Origin of the sequence: uncultured Rothia sp. (assembly GCF_963507905.1) — a bacterium.
Taxonomy (GTDB): Bacteria; Actinomycetota; Actinomycetes; order Actinomycetales; family Micrococcaceae; genus Rothia.
In genome coordinates, this window is the sequence record NZ_CAUOUU010000006.1 from 1 (window position 1) to 17,185 (window position 17,185).

Below are 17,185 nucleotides of genomic sequence, written 5' to 3' on the forward strand. Positions count from 1 at the left end.
CACTATACAATTGAAAGTCATTCAACCGCCTCTGACTAGGAGAAACACCGAAGAAGCTCTTCGTTTTTTCCCCCTCGCCGCGGCGACTCATACAACTATACAGACCCCCAAACACCCCTGCAACCCGAAAACGGGTGAAGTAGCACACAAATACGGGGTTTTAGGTTCATTCTGACCTGAACAGAGCACTAAAACCCCTAGTCAACGCAGGGTAAGCCCTTCAAAATTTCTTCAAAAAAAGTTTAAAAAGCCTCACAAGAGGCCCAAAAGCCCCTAAAACTCTCCCGAAACCTCGGATAAAGGCAAGAAGAGAACACATAGAAAGGGAGGGCACCCCCTCACGGGGGCGCCCTCCCTCTTCACAGTCAGTCTCTACTTCGCTGCAGCACGACGACGGGACACATCGTACAGAGTAATGCCCACAGCCATCGCCGCGTTCAAAGACTCCATCGCAGAATCAATCGGAATCGACACAATCTGATCGCAGTTCTCAGTCACCAGGCGGGACAGGCCCTTACCCTCAGAACCAACCACCACGCACAGCGGCTCATTCGCAAGCTCCAGAGCCGGCAGCTCAATATCGCCACCGCCATCCAGACCAATCACGAAAATACCCTGCTCCTTAGCCTGCTGAATCACACGAGTCAGGTTAGTCGCCATCGCAACAGGAATACGAGCAGCCGCACCAGCACTAGTCTTCCAGGCACCAGCAGTCACAGCAGCCGAACGACGCTCAGGAATAATCACGCCATCACCGCTGAACGCGGACACGCTACGAATAATCGCACCCAGGTTACGCGGATCAGTAATACCGTCCAGCGCAACAAACAGCGGCGGAGTCGACAGCTTACCCGAGTGCCAACGCTCCATAGTATCCAGCACCAGGTCAGTAGCGTCCGGGTACTTGTACGGCGGAATCTGCATCGCAACACCCTGATGCACAGAACCATCAGTCAAACGATCCAGCTCGCTACGCGGAATCTCCAGCATCGGAATATTGCGCTTATTCGCAATAGTCATAATCTCGCGAACGCGGTCATCAACCTCAACACGGCTCATGATGTACAAGTGCTTCGAGGGAATCTCAGTACGCAGAGCCTCAAGCACCGCATTACGACCAGTCACCAGCTCATCGCTAGCACGCTTACCGCCCAGACGAGTCTGGAACTTACGGTTCGTACCGGTAGCAGCACGACGCTCAGCCGCACGCTTCATCTTATGCGCCTTGTGATAAACGCGGTCCTCAGCCTTCGGAGTAGGACCCTTACCCTCAAGCGCCTTACGACCGTGACCGCCAGTGCCCTTAGTAGCACCCTTCTTCTTGGTGGTAGCGCCCGGGCGCGAACCTGCCTTAGCCATTCTTCTCTTCCTTCGTCAAAGTAATGAATACGAGTCTACGCGAGAGAAACCCGCGCGACCTAAGCCTTACGCACAAACGCGGGGCACATCACCCTCTAGCCAACGCTCCAGCTCGAACCATTCGCGCCATCCTTCACCTGCACACCAGCAGACGCCAACAGATCACGCATCGCATCAGCCTTCGCCCAATCCTTCTGAGCACGAGCATCAGCACGCTCCGCCAACACAGCCTGAATCAGCGCATCCAGAGCCTCATGCTCAGCACCCGAAGTGCCCTCAGCATTAAAGCTCATCAGCTGCGCCAGGCCCAGAACCTCAGCCATAGCCATCACAGCGTTCGCCGCCTCCGAAGCATCCTCACCGGCAGCAAGCGCCGCATTACCCGCACGAGTCTGCTCATGCAGAACCGCCAGAGCACGCGGAATATTCACGTCATCATCCATAGCCTCTGCAAAAGCCTCCGGAACCTCACGACCCGGCTTCAGCACATCCTGAGTTGCAGCAAGGAACGCCTCAACACGCTCAATAGCGGTTGCCGCCTCCTGCAGAGACGACGGACGGTAATCAAGAATCGAACGATAATGCGCACTACCCAGGTAATAGCGAACCACCAGCGGACGGGCCATCTGCAGCATCTGCGCCGGCGAAATCGTATTACCGATAGACTTCGACATCTTCTCACCCTCATAGGTGACCATGCCGTTATGCATCCAGAAATTCGCGAAATCATCGCCAGCTGCAGTCGACTGCGCCAGCTCATTCTCATGGTGCGGGAAACGCAAATCCAAACCGCCACCGTGAATATCGAAACGCGAACCCAAATACTTACCAGCCATCGCCGAGCACTCCAGGTGCCAGCCCGGACGGCCGCGACCCCACGGAGACTCCCACGAAGCAGTCAGCGGCTCACCCTCCTTATAACCCTTCCACAGGGCAAAATCGCGAGGGTCACGCTTACCGCGCGGATCAGCATCCGCAGAATCCTGCATATCCTCAACGCTCTGATTCGTCAGCGCACCATACTTACCCCACGAACGCACATCAAAATACACGTCACCAGAATCATCCAGCGCAGGGTACGCGTGGCCGCGATCAATCAGACGCTGAATCAGAGCAAACATCTCCGGAATATGACCGGTCGCACGCGGCTCATACGTCGGCGGATCAATACCCAACGCCGCATACGCCTGAGCAAAAACCTTCTCAAAACGGTACGCGAGCGCCCACCACTGCTCATTCGGGAACTCACCCTCAAAACCGGGCTCCATAGAATCAGCAGACTTCGCCAAAATCTTGTCATCAATATCAGTGACATTGCGGACCGTCGTCACCTTCAAACCGCGGTAACGCATCCAACGGCTCAACTGGTCAAAAACCAACGCCGAACGGATATGGCCCAGATGCGGTTCACCCTGCACCGTAGCACCACAATAATAGATACGCGCCTCACCGGGCACGACGGGCTCAAACTCGCGAATAGTCGCGGAAGCTGAATCATAAAAACGCATAGTCACACTCTCATTCTACGGGGTCGGCTCAGACGCCGGGGCGGTAAATCAGCGATAGGTTACAGAATGGCTCGAAGCAACCAAACACCTACGAACGCGGATACACCAGCGCCGTCGCAATAGCAGCCACACCCTCACCGCGGCCCGTCAAACCCAGACCGTCAGTAGTCGTCGCAATCACCGTCACCGGGGCACCCGCCGCCTCGCTCAGCACGCGGTTCGCCTCATCACGGCGCGGAGAGAACTTCGGGCGGTTACCCACCAGCTGAACGCTCACATTACCAATCTCAAAACCAGCAGCACGCACAATCGCCGCCGCCTCAGAAAGAATACGAACACCCGAAGCACCCTTCATATCCGGGCGATCCACACCGAAATTAGAGCCCAAATCCCCCGTGCCAGAGGCGGCAAAAAGAGCATCCGCGGCAGCATGAGCCACCACATCACCATCAGAATGGCCGCTCAAACCACGCTCACCCGGCCAATGCAGACCAGCAATATACAGAGGAGTGCCCTCCTCACCGAAAGCGTGGACATCAACACCGGTACCAACACGAGGAATAACAGTCATCACAGGACCCTTCAATCAATCAAACATCTTCTCAGCAGCAGCGCCTCGGCAAAAGAGACGCTAGACCGCAGGCTTAGGTAGCAGAATCACCAAACAGCGCGCGAGCAACCCGCAAATCCATCGGAGTCGTCACCTTAAACGCATCCGCGTCCCCTGCAACCGTCAACACCGGCTCACCCGCCGCCTCCATCGCCATCGCATCATCAGTGAGCAGCTCAGCCTCCTCAGCAGGCAGGGAACGGCTACGCTCATGCGCCGCCAACAGGGCAGCCACCTCAAAGCCCTGAGGAGTCTGCACCGCACGCATCTGCGCACGCGAAGGAGTACCCGTCACCACACCAGCAGAATCCACGGTCTTCACCGTATCCACCACCGGCAACACAGGAATCACCGCACGCACAACACCCTGCGGGCTCTCAGAACCCAGGCCCTCAAGCACACGGTGATACACCTGCGGCGGAGTAAACGCACGAGCGCAATCATGAATCAGCACATAATCCACCGGAACCTGCGCATCCTTCAAAGCGTCCAACGCCGCAACCACCGAAGCAGTACGCGTATCACCACCGGCGGTAATCAACGCACCGGCACGGCGGGCATCCTCCAAAAGCTCCGGGCAACTCACCGAACAATCAGCAGGAACAGTCACCACCACATGCTCAGCAACACCCGAAGCGAGCGCACCCTCCAACGCATAATCCAGCAAAGTACGACCGTGCACACGCACAGCAGCCTTCGGAATCGGCTCACCCAGACGAGTACCCGAACCAGCCGCCAAAACAATCACAGCAGTATTCGCCGCAGAAGCAGAAGTCATCAGTCTCAAGCCCGCCTACGCCTCGAACTTATAGCCCAAGCCGCGAACCGTCACCACATACTGCGGGGCAGAAGAATCCGGCTCAATCTTCGAACGCAGACGCTTAATATGCACATCCAGGGTCTTCGTATCGCCCACATAGTCGGCGCCCCACACGCGCTCAATCAGCTGGCCACGAGTCATCACACGACCCACATTGCGCAGCAGAATCTCCAGGAGCTCAAACTCCTTCAGCGGCATAGAAATCTCTTCACCATTAACCGTCACCACGTGGCGGTCAATATCCATACGCACCGGGCCGCCCTGCAGCACCGACTCAGTAGCAGAATCAGTCTCCGCCGAACGACGACGCAACACCGCACGGATACGAGCAATCAGCTCACGCGCAGAATACGGCTTCGTCACATAGTCATCAGCGCCCAGCTCCAGACCCAGAACCTTATCCAGCTCAGAATCCTTAGCGGTCAGCATGATAATCGGGACCGAAGACACCTCACGCAGCTTACGGCACACCTCCATACCTGACATGCCCGGAAGCATCACATCCAGCAGCACCAAATCCGCGCCCTCGCGGTCAAACACCGGCAGAGCATCCAGACCGTTATCCACAACAATCGTCTGGAAACCCTCACGGCCCAGCAAAAACGCCAGAGGATCCGAGAGGGCCTCTTCGTCCTCAACAATCAGAATTTTAGACATCAATAATTTCCTTCGATTCCATAAAACCTATACCGCTAACACTACACTGCGACCGGAGCCTCATTCAGCGGCAACGCCAACGTAAACGTCGAGCCCTCCTGCGGCATCGAACGAACCGTCACGCTACCACCGTGCTGAGTCATCACATGCTTCACAATGCTCAAGCCCAAACCGGTACCGCCCGTCTGACGCGAACGAGCCGGATCAACCCGGTAAAAACGCTCAAAAATACGCTTCTGCTCATCCTCAGGAATGCCCACGCCCTGATCAGAAACCTCAACCAGCAGCTGATCAGCCACACGATGCACCCAAATATCCACCTTCGTATGCTCCGGCGAATACCGCACCGCATTCTCCACCACGTTCTGCACAGCAATACCGAGCAGCTCGGCGTCACCATACACCTCGGGGACCTCCTCAATGCGGGTAGAAATCTGGATGTCCTTCTCCTCCGCCACAATATGCGAACGATCCACCGCATCAGCCACCAAAGAAGGCACCGACACCGGACCACCACGCGCAATCACATCGGTCGACTGCAGACGCGACAGCTCAATAATGTCACGCACCAGCGCAGAGAGGCGGCGAGTCTCCTTATGCAGACGACCCACAAAATACTCAATCGCCTCAGGGTCATCACTCGCCTGCTCAATAGCCTCAGCCAACAGACTCACCGCACCCACCGGAGTCTTCAACTCATGCGACACATTCGCCACAAAGTCATTACGCATACGCTGAACACGAGAAATCTCAGTACGGTCATCAGCCAGCACCAGAATGTACTCATCGCCCAGCGACGCAACACGCACATCCAGGACCAGCGCCTCGCCCTCACCGCGGTCAATCTCAAAGCTACGCTCCACAAAAATACCGCGATGACGCACCGTGCGAATCATATCCGCCAGCTCATCAGACGCCACCGTATGGCCACGCACCAGACCCATCGCATAAGCACCCGGAGAAGCCTGAACCACGCCGCCCACCTCATCAATCACCAAGTAGGCGCGACCAATCACAGCAAGCACCTGAGCGGCACCATCACGCAGCGCCGGCGCCGACACCAAGCTACGCTCCTGCTCACGCTCACTACGCGCCACCGCGTTCATGCTCAGGACGCCCACCAGCAGACCTATCATGCCCGCAATAAAGGCGATCAGACCGGCATCCATGTACTTCCCTTCTATTCGAGTACCCCACTCAGTATAAATGTGGCTGCTACCCAGCACTCAGGCGAGCGCGCCTCTTCTCAGACACGCCCTCCGTGCGGAAACCTGGCAGAGAACGCAATGAGCCGCCCACCTTACCGGTGGACGGCTCATCACAAGTACAGGGGCGAAACCCTGTCGAAGGTATTACTTACCCTGGTTTGCTACGGCAGCAATAGCGTCCTTAGCAGCCTCGGGGTCCAGGTACTCGCCAGCCTTGACGGGCTTGAAGTTCTCATCCAGCTCGTAGTACAGCGGAATACCGGTGGGGATGTTCAGGCCAGCAATGTCCTCATCGGAAATACCCTCGAGGTGCTTGACCAGCGAACGCAGGGAGTTACCGTGTGCAGCAACCAGAACGGTCTTGCCTGCTGCGAGGTCGGGCTTGATGTCCGACTCCCAGTAGGGAAGCATACGGCCCAGAACGTCCTTCAGGCACTCGGTGCGGGGAGCGTTCTCAACATTCGCGTAGCGGGGGTCGTGTGCCTGCGAGTAGGGGTCGTTGTCGTCCAGCGGGGGCGGCGGAACGTCGTAGGAACGACGCCAAGTCATGAACTTCTCGTCGCCGTATTCCTCGCGAATCTCGGACTTGTTCTTACCCTGCAGAGCACCGTAGTGACGCTCGTTCAGGCGCCAGGTGCGCTTGACGGGAATCCACAGACGGTCTGCTGCATCCAGTGCAAGGTTTGCGGTGTTGATTGCGCGACGCTGCAGGGAGGTGTGAGCAACATCGGGGAGGATGTTGCGCTCTGCCAGCAGCTCGCCGCCGCGCTTAGCCTCAGCGCGGCCCTTATCGGTCAGGTTAACGTCCACCCAGCCGGTGAACAGGTTCTTCTCGTTCCACTCAGACTGGCCGTGGCGCAGGAGTACTAGTTTGTAAGTCATACCTCTATTTTTTCATTTACCCGCCGGTTTGTCATGCCTTAGAGCCTAGAAAATATGCATTCTCCCAAAAATTTATAAGGGTCTTTTCTACCAGAACGAAAGGCTCAAAAACCCGGCCAGAAAAGGGCAAAGCCCCGCACACCATCCGACCGGGACAAACCCGCCAGAGGGCACGCGAGGCCTCACACTCTATCGCTCAAAGCGAGCGCACAAGCTAACGCTAGAAACGGCGGCGACCAACCGAAGGCCACACACCAGCCAGGAACACGCAGCTAATCACAGCAGCAACCAGCTGAAGAATCAGCACAGTATTACCGCCACCAGTCACCGCAGCAAAAACACTAAACAGCGACACCGCGGCAGCACCACCGGTCAAAGCCAGCCAGGTGTTCTTCGGGCGCTTACCAGCAAATTCATAAGCATTAGCCGGAGACATCCACGCACGCACAAAAGCCAGCACACCAACCACAGCAGCTGCAATAGCCAGCAGCGTATCAACAAAAGTGGTCACGTACCAGACCAACAGGATAGGAGACATAGTATTCCTTAGAATCAGCAGCTTCTCTAGACAACCCTAGCAAAGTGCCTAGCGGACAACCTTAAAGGCCTCAACCAAGTCATTGTAAAGGTCATCAACGTTCTCAATACCCACCGACAGGCGCAGCAGGGACTCCGGAATCGAGTCCGGCTCGTTACCGTGGCGACGGCGACGCTCCACCAGGGACTCCACACCGCCCAGGGAAGTTGCCGGGGTCCACACTTTCAGCGCCTCCACAACGTTACGGGCACCAGCCGCGTCGGTATCCAGGGTGACGCAGAGAATCGCACCGAAACCGTCCATCTGCTTCTTCGCGACCTCATGACCGCGGTCGCTCTCCAGACCCGGGTAACGCACCTCGGTCACGAAGGGGTGCTCGCTCAGGCGCTCAGCCAGTACCTGCGCGTTCTGCACCGCACGCTCCACGCGCAGCGCCAGGGTGCGCAGACCGCGCAGACCGAGCCACGCCTCCACGGGACCGGGGATTGCGCCATTGGTGATGCGGTGGTGCAGCATCGCCTTGTACAGCTCCTCATTCGAGGTGAGGGTCATACCCAGCAGAACATCAGAGTGGCCTGCAAGGAACTTCGTTGCGGAGTGAACCACGACGTCAGCACCCAAATCCAGGGGACGCTGCAGAATCGGGGTCGCGAAGGTGTTGTCCACCGCGGTCACAATACCCAGGCGGCGGGCGGCAGTCAGCAGTGCGGGCAGGTCAGCGACCTCAAGCATCGGGTTAGTCGGGCTCTCCAGCCACGCCAGGACCTTCGGTGCCGAGTAGTTCACGTTCTCGGGAGTCACGTCGGCGCGGGATGCGGCATCCTCCATAGCGGCGATAACGCTCTCGGTGTCTTCAATGTCCACGCGAATGAGCTCAATGATGCCGCGGCGTTCCAAATCCTTGCACAGGGTCACCGACGCCATGTACGCGTGCTTCGGAATCAGCACAATGGAACCAACCGGCACCAGGTCAATCACAGCGGCGACAGCAGCCATGCCGGAGGGGAACAGCAGACCCGGCTGGGATGCGTTCTCCAGCTTCGCCACAACCTCTTCCATACCCTCCCAGGTGGGGTTCGAGAAGCGGGCGTACACGCGGTCCTGCTCAATGTTGACAGCGTCCACGCCGCGGTAGGTGGAAGAAAGAACGATCGGGGGGTTCACCGGCGCGTCATGCTCGTGTGCCGGGCGGCCGCCGGAGACGACGAAGGTCTCGGCGGAGTAATTCATGTCGTGGTTATCTGCACTCATGCCTTTAAGCCTGGCACACCCACGCCCAGAACGCACGCCCACGCCGGTGACGGTACACAGGATTTACATGTTTTTTACCTGTAAGCGCACTCAACGCTGTTCGGACCCGTCGCCGAAGCCACACCGAGGATTTGGGCAGACCCGGTACCCTTAAGAAGTGATGGATACTCTCAGCTACACCCCCGATGCGCAGAATCTTCCCGCCGACCCGACCGGTCGCCGCGGGCTTTTTATCGTGGTTGAAGGAGGCGACGGCGCCGGCAAAACCACCCAGCTTACCTTGCTGGATAAAGCACTACGCGCCCGCGGATACCGTGTCATCACCACCCGCGAACCCGGCGGCACCGAGATTGGCGAAAAGCTGCGAGCGCTCGTCCTTGAGGCAGGTCAGGGCACCATTGACGACCGCACCGAGGCACTGATTTTTGCGGCGTCCCGCGCGGCACACGCCTCCCAGCTGATTCGCCCGGCGCTCGCTGAGGGCGCCATCGTACTCAGCGACCGCTATATTGACTCTTCTGCCGCCTACCAGGGCGTAGGCCGTGATCTGGGCGTTGAAACCATCGTCGATTTGAGCCGTTGGGCCACCGCCGATCTGGTTCCCGACGCAACCCTGCTGTTGAGCGTGCCGCTGAGTGCCGAGCAGGAACGCATGGACCAGCGCGGCACCGTCGACCGTATTGAGGCTGAAGGTGCGGCGTTCAAGGCGCGTATTCACGGCGCGTTCGAGCAGATCGCCCGCGAGGACGCTAACGGTTCGCACCGCATCATTGACGGCGTGGGCACAATTGATGAGGTACACGAACGTGTGCTTGAGGTGATTGAACCTCTGCTTGCCGCCCGCGACCTGGTCCGCACCCCGCAGGAGGACGCATGAGTCTCTGGGACACCTTGCTGATTCCCGCCGATAAGCTCCAGCAGCTACGCGCAGACGCCGCAGCTGACCGCCCCACGCACGCTTGGCTGTTTACCGGGGCGACCGGCGCGCCTCACCGTGAGGCGGCAAAGGTTTTCGCCGCCGCTCTGCTGTGCGAGCAACCCGACCCGCAGAACCGCGGGTGCGGCCAGTGCAAGGGTTGTGTGACCGTGATGAACGGTTCGCACGCGGATTTTACGCACTTTAGTACCGAGGCGATGCAGATCAGCATTGATGAGGCACGCGAGCTGGTCATGAAGGCTCAGGACCGCCCAACCGTGGGTCGTTGGCGCGTGATTCTGGTCGAGGACACCGAACGCATGCCGGAGCGTACCTCCAATGTGTTGTTGAAGGCAATTGAGGAGCCGCCGCCGCACACGATTTGGCTGCTGACGGCGCCCTCCCCCACTGACGTGCTGGTGACGATTCGTTCGCGTTGCCGTCCGGTTCAGCTGCCAGTTCCGACGGATGCTCAGGTGCACGAGTATTTGCTGGCGCACGGCGTGGCTGATCCGTTGGCGCAGCGTGCGGCCCGTCTGGCTCTGGGTGATGCGCAGGAGGGGTACCGTCTGGCAACCGATGAGCAGGCGATGGCTCGTCGGGAGCTGATTACCTCCCTGATTCTGAATGTTCGTTCTATTTCTTCGGCTTTCAATGCAGCTGAGAAGCTCACTGACCTTGCCGACCAGGACTCACAGGCCGTCTCCGCTCTCAAGGATGAGCAGGAACGCCAGGAGCTGCTGACTCTGTTGGGTATTCGTGAGGGCGAGCGGGTTTCGCCATCTTTGCGAGCGCAGGTTCGCCGTCTGGAGGAGCAGCAGAAGCGCCGCGCTAAGCGCGTTTCCTCCGATACGCTGTTGCGTTCCGTGGCGCAGGTTCAGACGGTACTGCGTGATGCGTTGACGGTGGCTCTGTCGGCGAAGGCTCCGCTGGTCAATGAGCATTTGCGTGAGCCCCTAGAAGCGTTCTGCACCCGCCGTTCCGCCCTGCAGCTACTGGAGGATGTGCAGGCGATTGAGCTGACTCTGCGTCGCCTGCGGACGAACGCAAATGCGCGTCTGGCGCTTGAAGCATTGATGAGCCGCTTCGTGTATTAGAAACGCTCAGACAAGAGTCTTTGGCTCTTCAAGACAGCACAAAATGGGGAGGCACCGAAGAAATATTCTTCGATGCCTCCCCTTTTTCTATTGGTTCTCAGTGCCCCTAGAGTTTAGTTGCGGAATCGAGCTTAGTTGCGGAAACCGTGAACCGGCGACGGAATACGACCGCAGCGGGCGATGAACGCATCCGCGCTCGGGGTATGGGTGGGCATGACGGGTGCTCGACCGAGCAGGCCACCGAATTCGACCATGTCGCCTACGCCCAGGCCGACGGCCGGAATCACGCGGACCGCGGTGGTCTTGTGGTTCATCACGCCGATGGCTGCCTCGTCGGCAATCATTGCGGCGAGGGTGGCGGCGGAGGTGTCACCGGGAACCGCGACCATGTCCAGGCCGACGGAGCAGATGGCGGTCATTGCTTCGAGCTTGTCGAGGCTGATGTGTCCGGCTGCGGCGGATTCAATCATGCCGATATCCTCAGAGATCGGGATGAAGGAGCCGGAGAGGCCACCGACGTTCGAGCACGCCATGAGGCCGCCCTTCTTCACCGCATCGTTGAGCAGTGCGAGGGCTGCGACGGTACCGTGGGTACCGACGGTTTCCAGACCCATTTCCTCGAGGATGTGTGCGACCGAGTCGCCAATCTCTGCGGTGGGTGCCAGGGAGAGGTCGATAATGTTGAACTGCACGCCAAGGCGTTCAGCGGCGAGGGTACCGACCAGCTGGCCGACGCGGGTAATCTTGAAGGCTGCCTTCTTGATTTCTTCTGCGCAGGTGTCGAAGGATTCGCCGCGGACCTTCTGCAGGGCGCGGTGCACCACGCCGGGGCCGGAGACGCCCACGGAGATGGTGGTGTCTGCCTCCTGCACGCCGTGGAATGCACCCGCCATGAAGGGGTTGTCGCTGACGGCGTTTGCGAAGACGACGAGCTTGGCGCAGCCGAAGCCGTGCGCGTCCGCGGTCAGGTCTGCGGTGGCGCGAATAGTCTCGCCCATGAGCTTGACGGCGCTCATGTTGATGCCAGCGCGGGAGGAGCCAATGTCTACGGAGGAGCAGACCACGTCGGTCTCTGCGAGCGCTCGCGGGATGGAGCGAATCAGCTTTTCGTCAGCGGGGGTCATGCCCTTGTCGACGAGGGCACTGAAGCCACCGACGAAGTTCACGCCGACTGCCTTGGCGGCAGCGTCGAGGGTGCGGGCGAATTCTACGTAGTCCTCATCTTTGGAGGCGCCTGCCACCAGTGCGATGGGGGTGACGGCGATGCGCTTGTTGACAATCGGGATGCCGAGTTCAGCTTCGATACCTTCGCAAACGCTGACGAGGTTTGCCGCGCGGCTGGTGATCTTGTCGTAAATCTTGCGGCGGGCTACTTCGCCGTCGGAGTCGGCGCAGTCGAGCAGGGAGATGCCCATGGTGACGGTGCGAATGTCGAGCTTCTGCTCCTCGATCATTCGGATGGTTTCTAGAATGTTGGTGTTGAGCATAGTGGTGCCTTAGATGGTGTGCATTGCCTTGAAGATGGATTCTGCCTGAATGCGAATCTGGACCTTCTGTTCGTGCTCGACACCGGTCATGGCTTCCTGCAGGTCGATGAGGTTCTGCTGCTCTTCGTCGAAGGAGCAGTGCATGATCATGGTGAAGTATTCGCCCATGATGGTCTGGGAGACGTCGAGGACGTTGACCTTGCGTTCTGCGAGGGTTGCGGTCACGGCGGCGATGATGCCTTCGTGGTCAATGCCTGTGACGGTGAGGATGATCTTCACGGTGTTCTCCTAGCGGTTTGGGGTTGCGTACTCAAGGAATGCGCGCATAAAGGCACAGGTATACGCATATTTATAAGACCAATTATAGGTTACTCAGAACACATTCTGTAGGGGGAACACAAAAAGCCGCCATTACTCACGCTGACGGGGCATAAAAAATCCACGCCTTCCCGGTCTGAATAAATACAGGGAAAAACGTGGATTCTTTATTAGCTTCGTTAGCGGAGCGACCTATTTTTAATGCCCCTTATAACTGTCTAGTTATAACTGTCTAGAAGTATTTCCTAAACGTACGAAGCGATGTACAGTTCGCCACTGCCGCTCAGGGTTGCCACGGAGGGCTCACCCACGTGCAGTACCGACTCGGTGGCGCCCAGCACGAACTCCTCGGTGCCGTTGCCGTCCGCTGCGTGAATGGTGATTTCGCCGGATACGCTCAGTGCGGCGCTAATACCCTCGAAGGTGTACTCCTGCGGCTTGCCCTCTTCAACACGGATGCGGGTTACGCTCATGCGCTCATCCCACATGGCGTAGGTGCCGACAGGTGCGTTCTCGGGGGTGGGGCGCTGGATTACGGGGGCGTCCTGGCTTTCGCCGAGAACCTTGATGAGCTCCTCGGTGTCGATGTGCTTTGCAGTCAGGCCCGCGCGCATCACGTTATCGGAGGGGTTCATCAACTCAATGGCGGTACCCGAAACGTAGGCGTGTACCTGACCGTCGGGGGTGAATGCGGATTCGCCCGGTGCCAGGTGTACCAGGTTCATGACGAAGGCGACGAGCAGACCGCGGTCGCCGGGGTACTTGCCGGCAACAATCTGCACGAGCTCAGCGGCATCCGCAATGAGCGCGTTCTCGGAGCCGGTCAGCTGTGCCGCCGCCTCGACAAGCTGCTCAACAGCCGCAGTGGCGGTCTCTTCGGGCATGCGAATAATCTCGGTTAGCAGCTGCTTGGGGGTAAGTTCCACGCGCTCTGCCAACCAGCCCGCCTTGAACGCCTCGGCAAGCTCTGCCAGTTGCTCGGAGGTGCGCACACCGGTCAGCACGCGCATCTGGGTCAGCGCAATGACGGTTTCGGGCTTGGAGTAGCGGTCCTTGTAGTTGCGGTGCGGCGCGTCAATCGCGATGCCGCGTGCCTGCTCGTCCTCGAAGCCGGCGATAGCCTGCTCGGGGGTGGGGTGCACCTGAATGGACAGGGGTGCATCAATCGCAAGGATCTTAAAGAGGAAGGGGAACCAGTCGGAGGTACGGTTCGGGCGCAGGAAGCGGGAAGGGTTCTCCACAATCAGCTCGTTGAGCGGGGATTCGGTGCCGTCAACAGTGGCACGGGAGGGCGCAGCCGGATGCGCGCCAACCCACACCTCAGCCTCGGGCTGTTCGGTGGGGACGGGCACGCCACGCATGCGTCCGAGAATTTCGCGGGAACCCCACGCATAATTCTGAATCTGGTTTTTTAGGGAAAAAATCTCACCCATGGGGGAAAATACCTCTCGACGTGAGTTGTTTGAAGTAAGTGAAGTGATAAAAAACCCATACATTCAGCGGAATTTATAAGGTTTTACCTGCCCATTATAGAGGCTAGTTGCACTTCTTTACCGCTAAAATAAAAGGCGTGACTACTATTAATCTACATGACTCATTCAAAGCGTACGACGTGCGTGGCATCGTCGGCGAGACCATTACCGCAGAGACTGTTCGCGCTACCGGTGCGGCTTTCGTAGACGTTCTGGACCTGGAGGGCCAGACCATTCTGGTCGGTGGCGACATGCGCCCCTCCTCCCCCGAATTCATGGATGCATTCGCCCAGGGTGCAACCGCTCGCGGTGCAAATGTTGAGAAGATCGGCCTGATCTCCACTGACGTTCTGTACTTCGCATGTGGCGTTGAGAACGCTGCCGGTGTTACCTTCACCGCTAGCCACAACCCCGCAGAGTACAACGGCATGAAGATGGCTAAGGCTGGCGCTGTTCCTCTGTCTTCCGAGTCCGGCCTGTTCGATATTCGCGACCTGGCTCAGAAGTACCTGGATGCGGGCGAGATTCCTTCTGTGGAGAAGGTCGGCACCGTTTCTGAGAAGGACATCCTCAAGCCTTACGCAGAGTACCTGCGCAAGCTGGTTGACCTGTCTTCCATCCGCCCCCTGAAGGTTGTTGTTGACGCTGGTAACGGCATGGGTGGTATGACCACTCCCGCTGTTCTGGGCGACACCATCCTGCCGGGCCTGCCCCTGGAAATCGTTCCCCTGTACTTCGAGCTGGACGGCACCTTCCCGAACCACCCGGCTAACCCGCTGGAGCCGGCTAACCTGGTTGACCTGCAGAAGGCTGTTGTTGAGCACGGTGCTGACATTGGTCTGGCATTCGACGGCGACGCTGACCGTTGCTTCGTCATCGACGAGAAGGGTGAGCCCGTCACTCCTTCCGCTGTGACCGCTCTGGTTGCTGAGCGCGAGATTGCTCGTGCGAAGGCTGAGGGCAACGAAGAGCCCGTTATCATTTACAACCTGATTACTTCGAAGGCTGTTCCTGAGCTGGTTGAGAAGCTGGGCGGCCGCGCAGTGAAGACCCGCGTGGGCCACTCCTTCATCAAGGCTGTTATGGCTGAGGAGAACGGCGTTTTCGGTGGCGAGCACTCCGCTCACTACTACTTCAAGGACTTCTTCAACGCAGACACCGGCATGCTCGCTGCAATGCACGTGCTGGCTGCTCTGGGTGGCGGCGACAAGCCCCTCTCCGAGATCAGCGCGAAGTACTCCCCCTACGTTGCTTCCGGTGAGATCAACTCCGAGCTGGAAGACAAGGCTGCCGCTGTGGACCGCGTTCGTGCACACTACGCTAACGCTCCCGTGGTTGTTGAGGACTCCGACGGCACCACCTTCACCAACACCGAAGAGGGTTGGTGGGTTAACCTGCGTCCTTCGAACACCGAGCCTTTCCTGCGCCTGAACCTTGAGGCACCGGATGTTGCGACTATGGAGCGCGTCCGCGACGAGGTTCTGGCTCTGGTTCGCCAGGGCTAAGCACTAGCTAGCTGCTAAAGATCCCGTCCCGCAGATTATTTCTGCGGGACGGGATCTTTTATTTTGGGTTCTAAAAACCCGGCTAGGTTCTCCTATCTCAGAGGAAGAACCTAGCCGGGTTTAAGAAACCTAGCGGACGAGCCGGCTTACGGGGTTTTTACGCCTCGCGTGCCTGGTCGTGGAGCATCCACTGGTCGGGGCCGAAGATCTCGTAGTTGATGTTCTTGCCGGGGACGCCTGCCTCCACCAGTGCGGAGCGTACGCCCTGCATGAAGGGCAGCGGGCCGCAGAGGTAAACGTTAGCGTCGGAGGGCACGTCCAGCTTGGACACGTCGACACGGCCGGTGAAGTCGCCGCCCTCGCCCTCGATGAAGGATACGAGGCGGGCGTTGGGCAGCTTGCCTACGAGCTCGGCGAGCTCTTCGCGCAGGGGCCAGGTGTCCAGGCGGCGGTCTGCGTGGACCACGGTCACGGGGCGCTCGGAGCCCTTCTCAACCAGCTCGGAGAGGAAGCTGAGCATGGGGGTGGTGCCGATACCTGCGGAGAAGAGGTACAGCGGTGCCTCGGGGTCGCCGAAGCCTTCCAGGGTCAGGTCACCGTAGGGGTTGGAAATCTCGACGACTGCGCCGACTTCCAGCTCGTGCAGGATGGAGGTCATCTCGCCGTTGGGGTCGAGCTTCACACCGATGCGGCGCTGGTTCTTTTCGCTGGGCAGCAGGGTGTACTGGCGTGCCTGGCGCAGGCCGTCGCGTGCGGGAACGACGATGGAGATGTACTGGCCGCCCTTGGACTCGGTCATGGGGGTCTCGTCGGCGGGCTCGAAGGTCAGCACGACGACGTTCTCGCCGGTTTCCTTGCGCTCAACGAGCTTGAAGGGTGCGGACATGACGTCGTTTGCCTGGGAAGCGTACAGGCCCTTCTCCAGCTTGATGAGGGCGTTGCCCATGAGCCAGTAGACCTCGGTCCATGCCTCAACGATTTCGGGGGTAGCCAGGTCGCCCAGGTTAGCGGCGATTGCCTCGAAGAGGTACTTGTAGACGGTGGGGTACTCTTCTTCCTTCAGGCCCAGGGAGGCGTGCTTGTGAGCAACGCGGGAGAGGACCTCGTCGGGGTAGGAGTTCGGGTTCTGAACGATGTAGGAAGCGAACACGGCGATGGAGCCTGCCAGCGCCTTGGGCTGGGTGCCTTCGAGCTGGGAGGAGCGGGAGAACATGCCGTCCATCAGGTCGGGGCGAGCGGCGAACATTCGACGGTAGAAGTCGGGGGTGATGTCGTTGATGCGCTCAGCAATGATGGGCAGCGTTGCCTCAATAATGGGGCGGGACTTCTCGGAGAGCATGTCTTGCCTTCTTCCTGTGTGGTCACCTCGGTCGTTGTGGTGACGCCCTTGATGTGGGTGATGCTGGGGCGTTCACTCGGACAGCTCAGTTGGTGACGGAGTGTTTATAAAGCACCCTTACCGTAGCATTTTGCGGGGTGTTTGCGCTGAGTGCAGGTCACTCCCTGAGGGGTGTTGAGGGGTCTAGGCGAGACTTATGGTTCACCTTGACTCAAAGA

General features: G+C 58.8%; 16 protein-coding genes. 3 read left to right on the forward strand and 13 right to left on the reverse strand.

Going from position 1 to position 17,185, the window contains the following annotated elements; genetic code table 11:
* Positions 1 to 372: 372 nt before the first annotated feature.
* The 9 genes from rlmB to RQ593_RS05215 form a co-directional block, all read right to left on the reverse strand.
* Complete coding sequence (gene rlmB, locus RQ593_RS05175; protein WP_311449994.1) at positions 373 to 1,359, reverse strand: 23S rRNA (guanosine(2251)-2'-O)-methyltransferase RlmB; 987 nt, start codon at positions 1,357 to 1,359, stop codon at positions 373 to 375.
* 95 nt (positions 1,360 to 1,454) lie between these two features.
* Entirely contained in the window at positions 1,455 to 2,873 is a 1,419-nt protein-coding gene (gene cysS, locus RQ593_RS05180) for a cysteine--tRNA ligase (protein WP_070615672.1), read from the reverse strand.
* Between the two features lie 82 nt (positions 2,874 to 2,955).
* Positions 2,956 to 3,438, reverse strand: coding sequence for a 2-C-methyl-D-erythritol 2,4-cyclodiphosphate synthase (gene ispF, locus RQ593_RS05185; RefSeq protein ID WP_005509302.1), 483 nt, complete (start codon positions 3,436 to 3,438; stop codon positions 2,956 to 2,958).
* Between the two features lie 73 nt (positions 3,439 to 3,511).
* Positions 3,512 to 4,255 carry a 2-C-methyl-D-erythritol 4-phosphate cytidylyltransferase gene (ispD, locus tag RQ593_RS05190; RefSeq protein ID WP_311449995.1) on the reverse strand — a complete coding sequence of 248 codons (744 nt, stop codon included), beginning with the start codon at positions 4,253 to 4,255 and terminating at the stop codon, positions 3,512 to 3,514.
* Between the two features lie 15 nt (positions 4,256 to 4,270).
* Entirely contained in the window at positions 4,271 to 4,954 is a 684-nt protein-coding gene (locus RQ593_RS05195) for a response regulator transcription factor (RefSeq protein WP_005507150.1), read from the reverse strand.
* A gap of 41 nt (positions 4,955 to 4,995) precedes the next feature.
* On the reverse strand, positions 4,996 to 6,123 hold the full coding sequence (locus RQ593_RS05200; RefSeq protein ID WP_070833235.1) for a cell wall metabolism sensor histidine kinase WalK: 1,128 nt from the start codon (positions 6,121 to 6,123) through the stop codon (positions 4,996 to 4,998).
* Positions 6,124 to 6,306: 183 nt separating this feature from the next.
* On the reverse strand, positions 6,307 to 7,044 hold the full coding sequence (locus RQ593_RS05205) for a phosphoglyceromutase (RefSeq protein ID WP_311449996.1): 738 nt from the start codon (positions 7,042 to 7,044) through the stop codon (positions 6,307 to 6,309).
* Between the two features lie 220 nt (positions 7,045 to 7,264).
* Entirely contained in the window at positions 7,265 to 7,582 is a 318-nt protein-coding gene (locus RQ593_RS05210; RefSeq protein WP_303944441.1) for a DUF2516 family protein, read from the reverse strand.
* 48 nt (positions 7,583 to 7,630) lie between these two features.
* Positions 7,631 to 8,833 carry a PLP-dependent aspartate aminotransferase family protein gene (locus tag RQ593_RS05215; protein ID WP_303944443.1) on the reverse strand — a complete coding sequence of 401 codons (1,203 nt, stop codon included), beginning with the start codon at positions 8,831 to 8,833 and terminating at the stop codon, positions 7,631 to 7,633.
* A gap of 160 nt (positions 8,834 to 8,993) precedes the next feature.
* Here RQ593_RS05215 and tmk point away from each other — a divergent pair, with 160 nt between their 5' ends.
* Both tmk and RQ593_RS05225 read left to right on the forward strand, forming a co-directional pair.
* Positions 8,994 to 9,710 (forward strand): dTMP kinase, encoded by a 717-nt coding sequence (gene tmk / locus RQ593_RS05220; RefSeq protein ID WP_311449997.1) that lies wholly within the window; start codon positions 8,994 to 8,996, stop codon positions 9,708 to 9,710.
* Complete coding sequence (locus tag RQ593_RS05225; RefSeq protein WP_070605025.1) at positions 9,707 to 10,846, forward strand: DNA polymerase III subunit delta'; 1,140 nt, start codon at positions 9,707 to 9,709, stop codon at positions 10,844 to 10,846. The genes tmk and RQ593_RS05225 overlap by 4 nt, the downstream gene beginning before the upstream one ends.
* A 131-nt stretch (positions 10,847 to 10,977) precedes the next feature.
* Here the strand turns inward: RQ593_RS05225 and RQ593_RS05230 are convergent, their stop codons facing one another.
* The 3 genes from RQ593_RS05230 to manA form a co-directional block, all read right to left on the reverse strand.
* Positions 10,978 to 12,333 carry a PFL family protein gene (locus RQ593_RS05230; protein ID WP_311449998.1) on the reverse strand — a complete coding sequence of 452 codons (1,356 nt, stop codon included), beginning with the start codon at positions 12,331 to 12,333 and terminating at the stop codon, positions 10,978 to 10,980.
* 9 nt (positions 12,334 to 12,342) lie between these two features.
* Positions 12,343 to 12,612, reverse strand: a complete 270-nt coding sequence (locus tag RQ593_RS05235; protein ID WP_070641837.1) for an ACT domain-containing protein — start codon at positions 12,610 to 12,612, stop codon at positions 12,343 to 12,345.
* A 284-nt stretch (positions 12,613 to 12,896) separates the two neighbouring features.
* Positions 12,897 to 14,084 carry a mannose-6-phosphate isomerase, class I gene (manA, locus tag RQ593_RS05240; RefSeq protein ID WP_311449999.1) on the reverse strand — a complete coding sequence of 396 codons (1,188 nt, stop codon included), beginning with the start codon at positions 14,082 to 14,084 and terminating at the stop codon, positions 12,897 to 12,899.
* A 137-nt stretch (positions 14,085 to 14,221) separates the two neighbouring features.
* On the opposite strand from manA, the gene RQ593_RS05245 reads away from it, so the two are divergent.
* Positions 14,222 to 15,628, forward strand: a complete 1,407-nt coding sequence (locus RQ593_RS05245) for a phosphomannomutase/phosphoglucomutase (RefSeq protein WP_311450000.1) — start codon at positions 14,222 to 14,224, stop codon at positions 15,626 to 15,628.
* Between the two features lie 157 nt (positions 15,629 to 15,785).
* Here the strand turns inward: RQ593_RS05245 and RQ593_RS05250 are convergent, their stop codons facing one another.
* A complete protein-coding gene (locus RQ593_RS05250; protein ID WP_311450001.1) occupies positions 15,786 to 16,967 on the reverse strand; it encodes an FAD-binding oxidoreductase in 1,182 nt (393 codons plus the stop codon).
* Between the last annotated feature and the right edge of the window lie 218 nt (positions 16,968 to 17,185).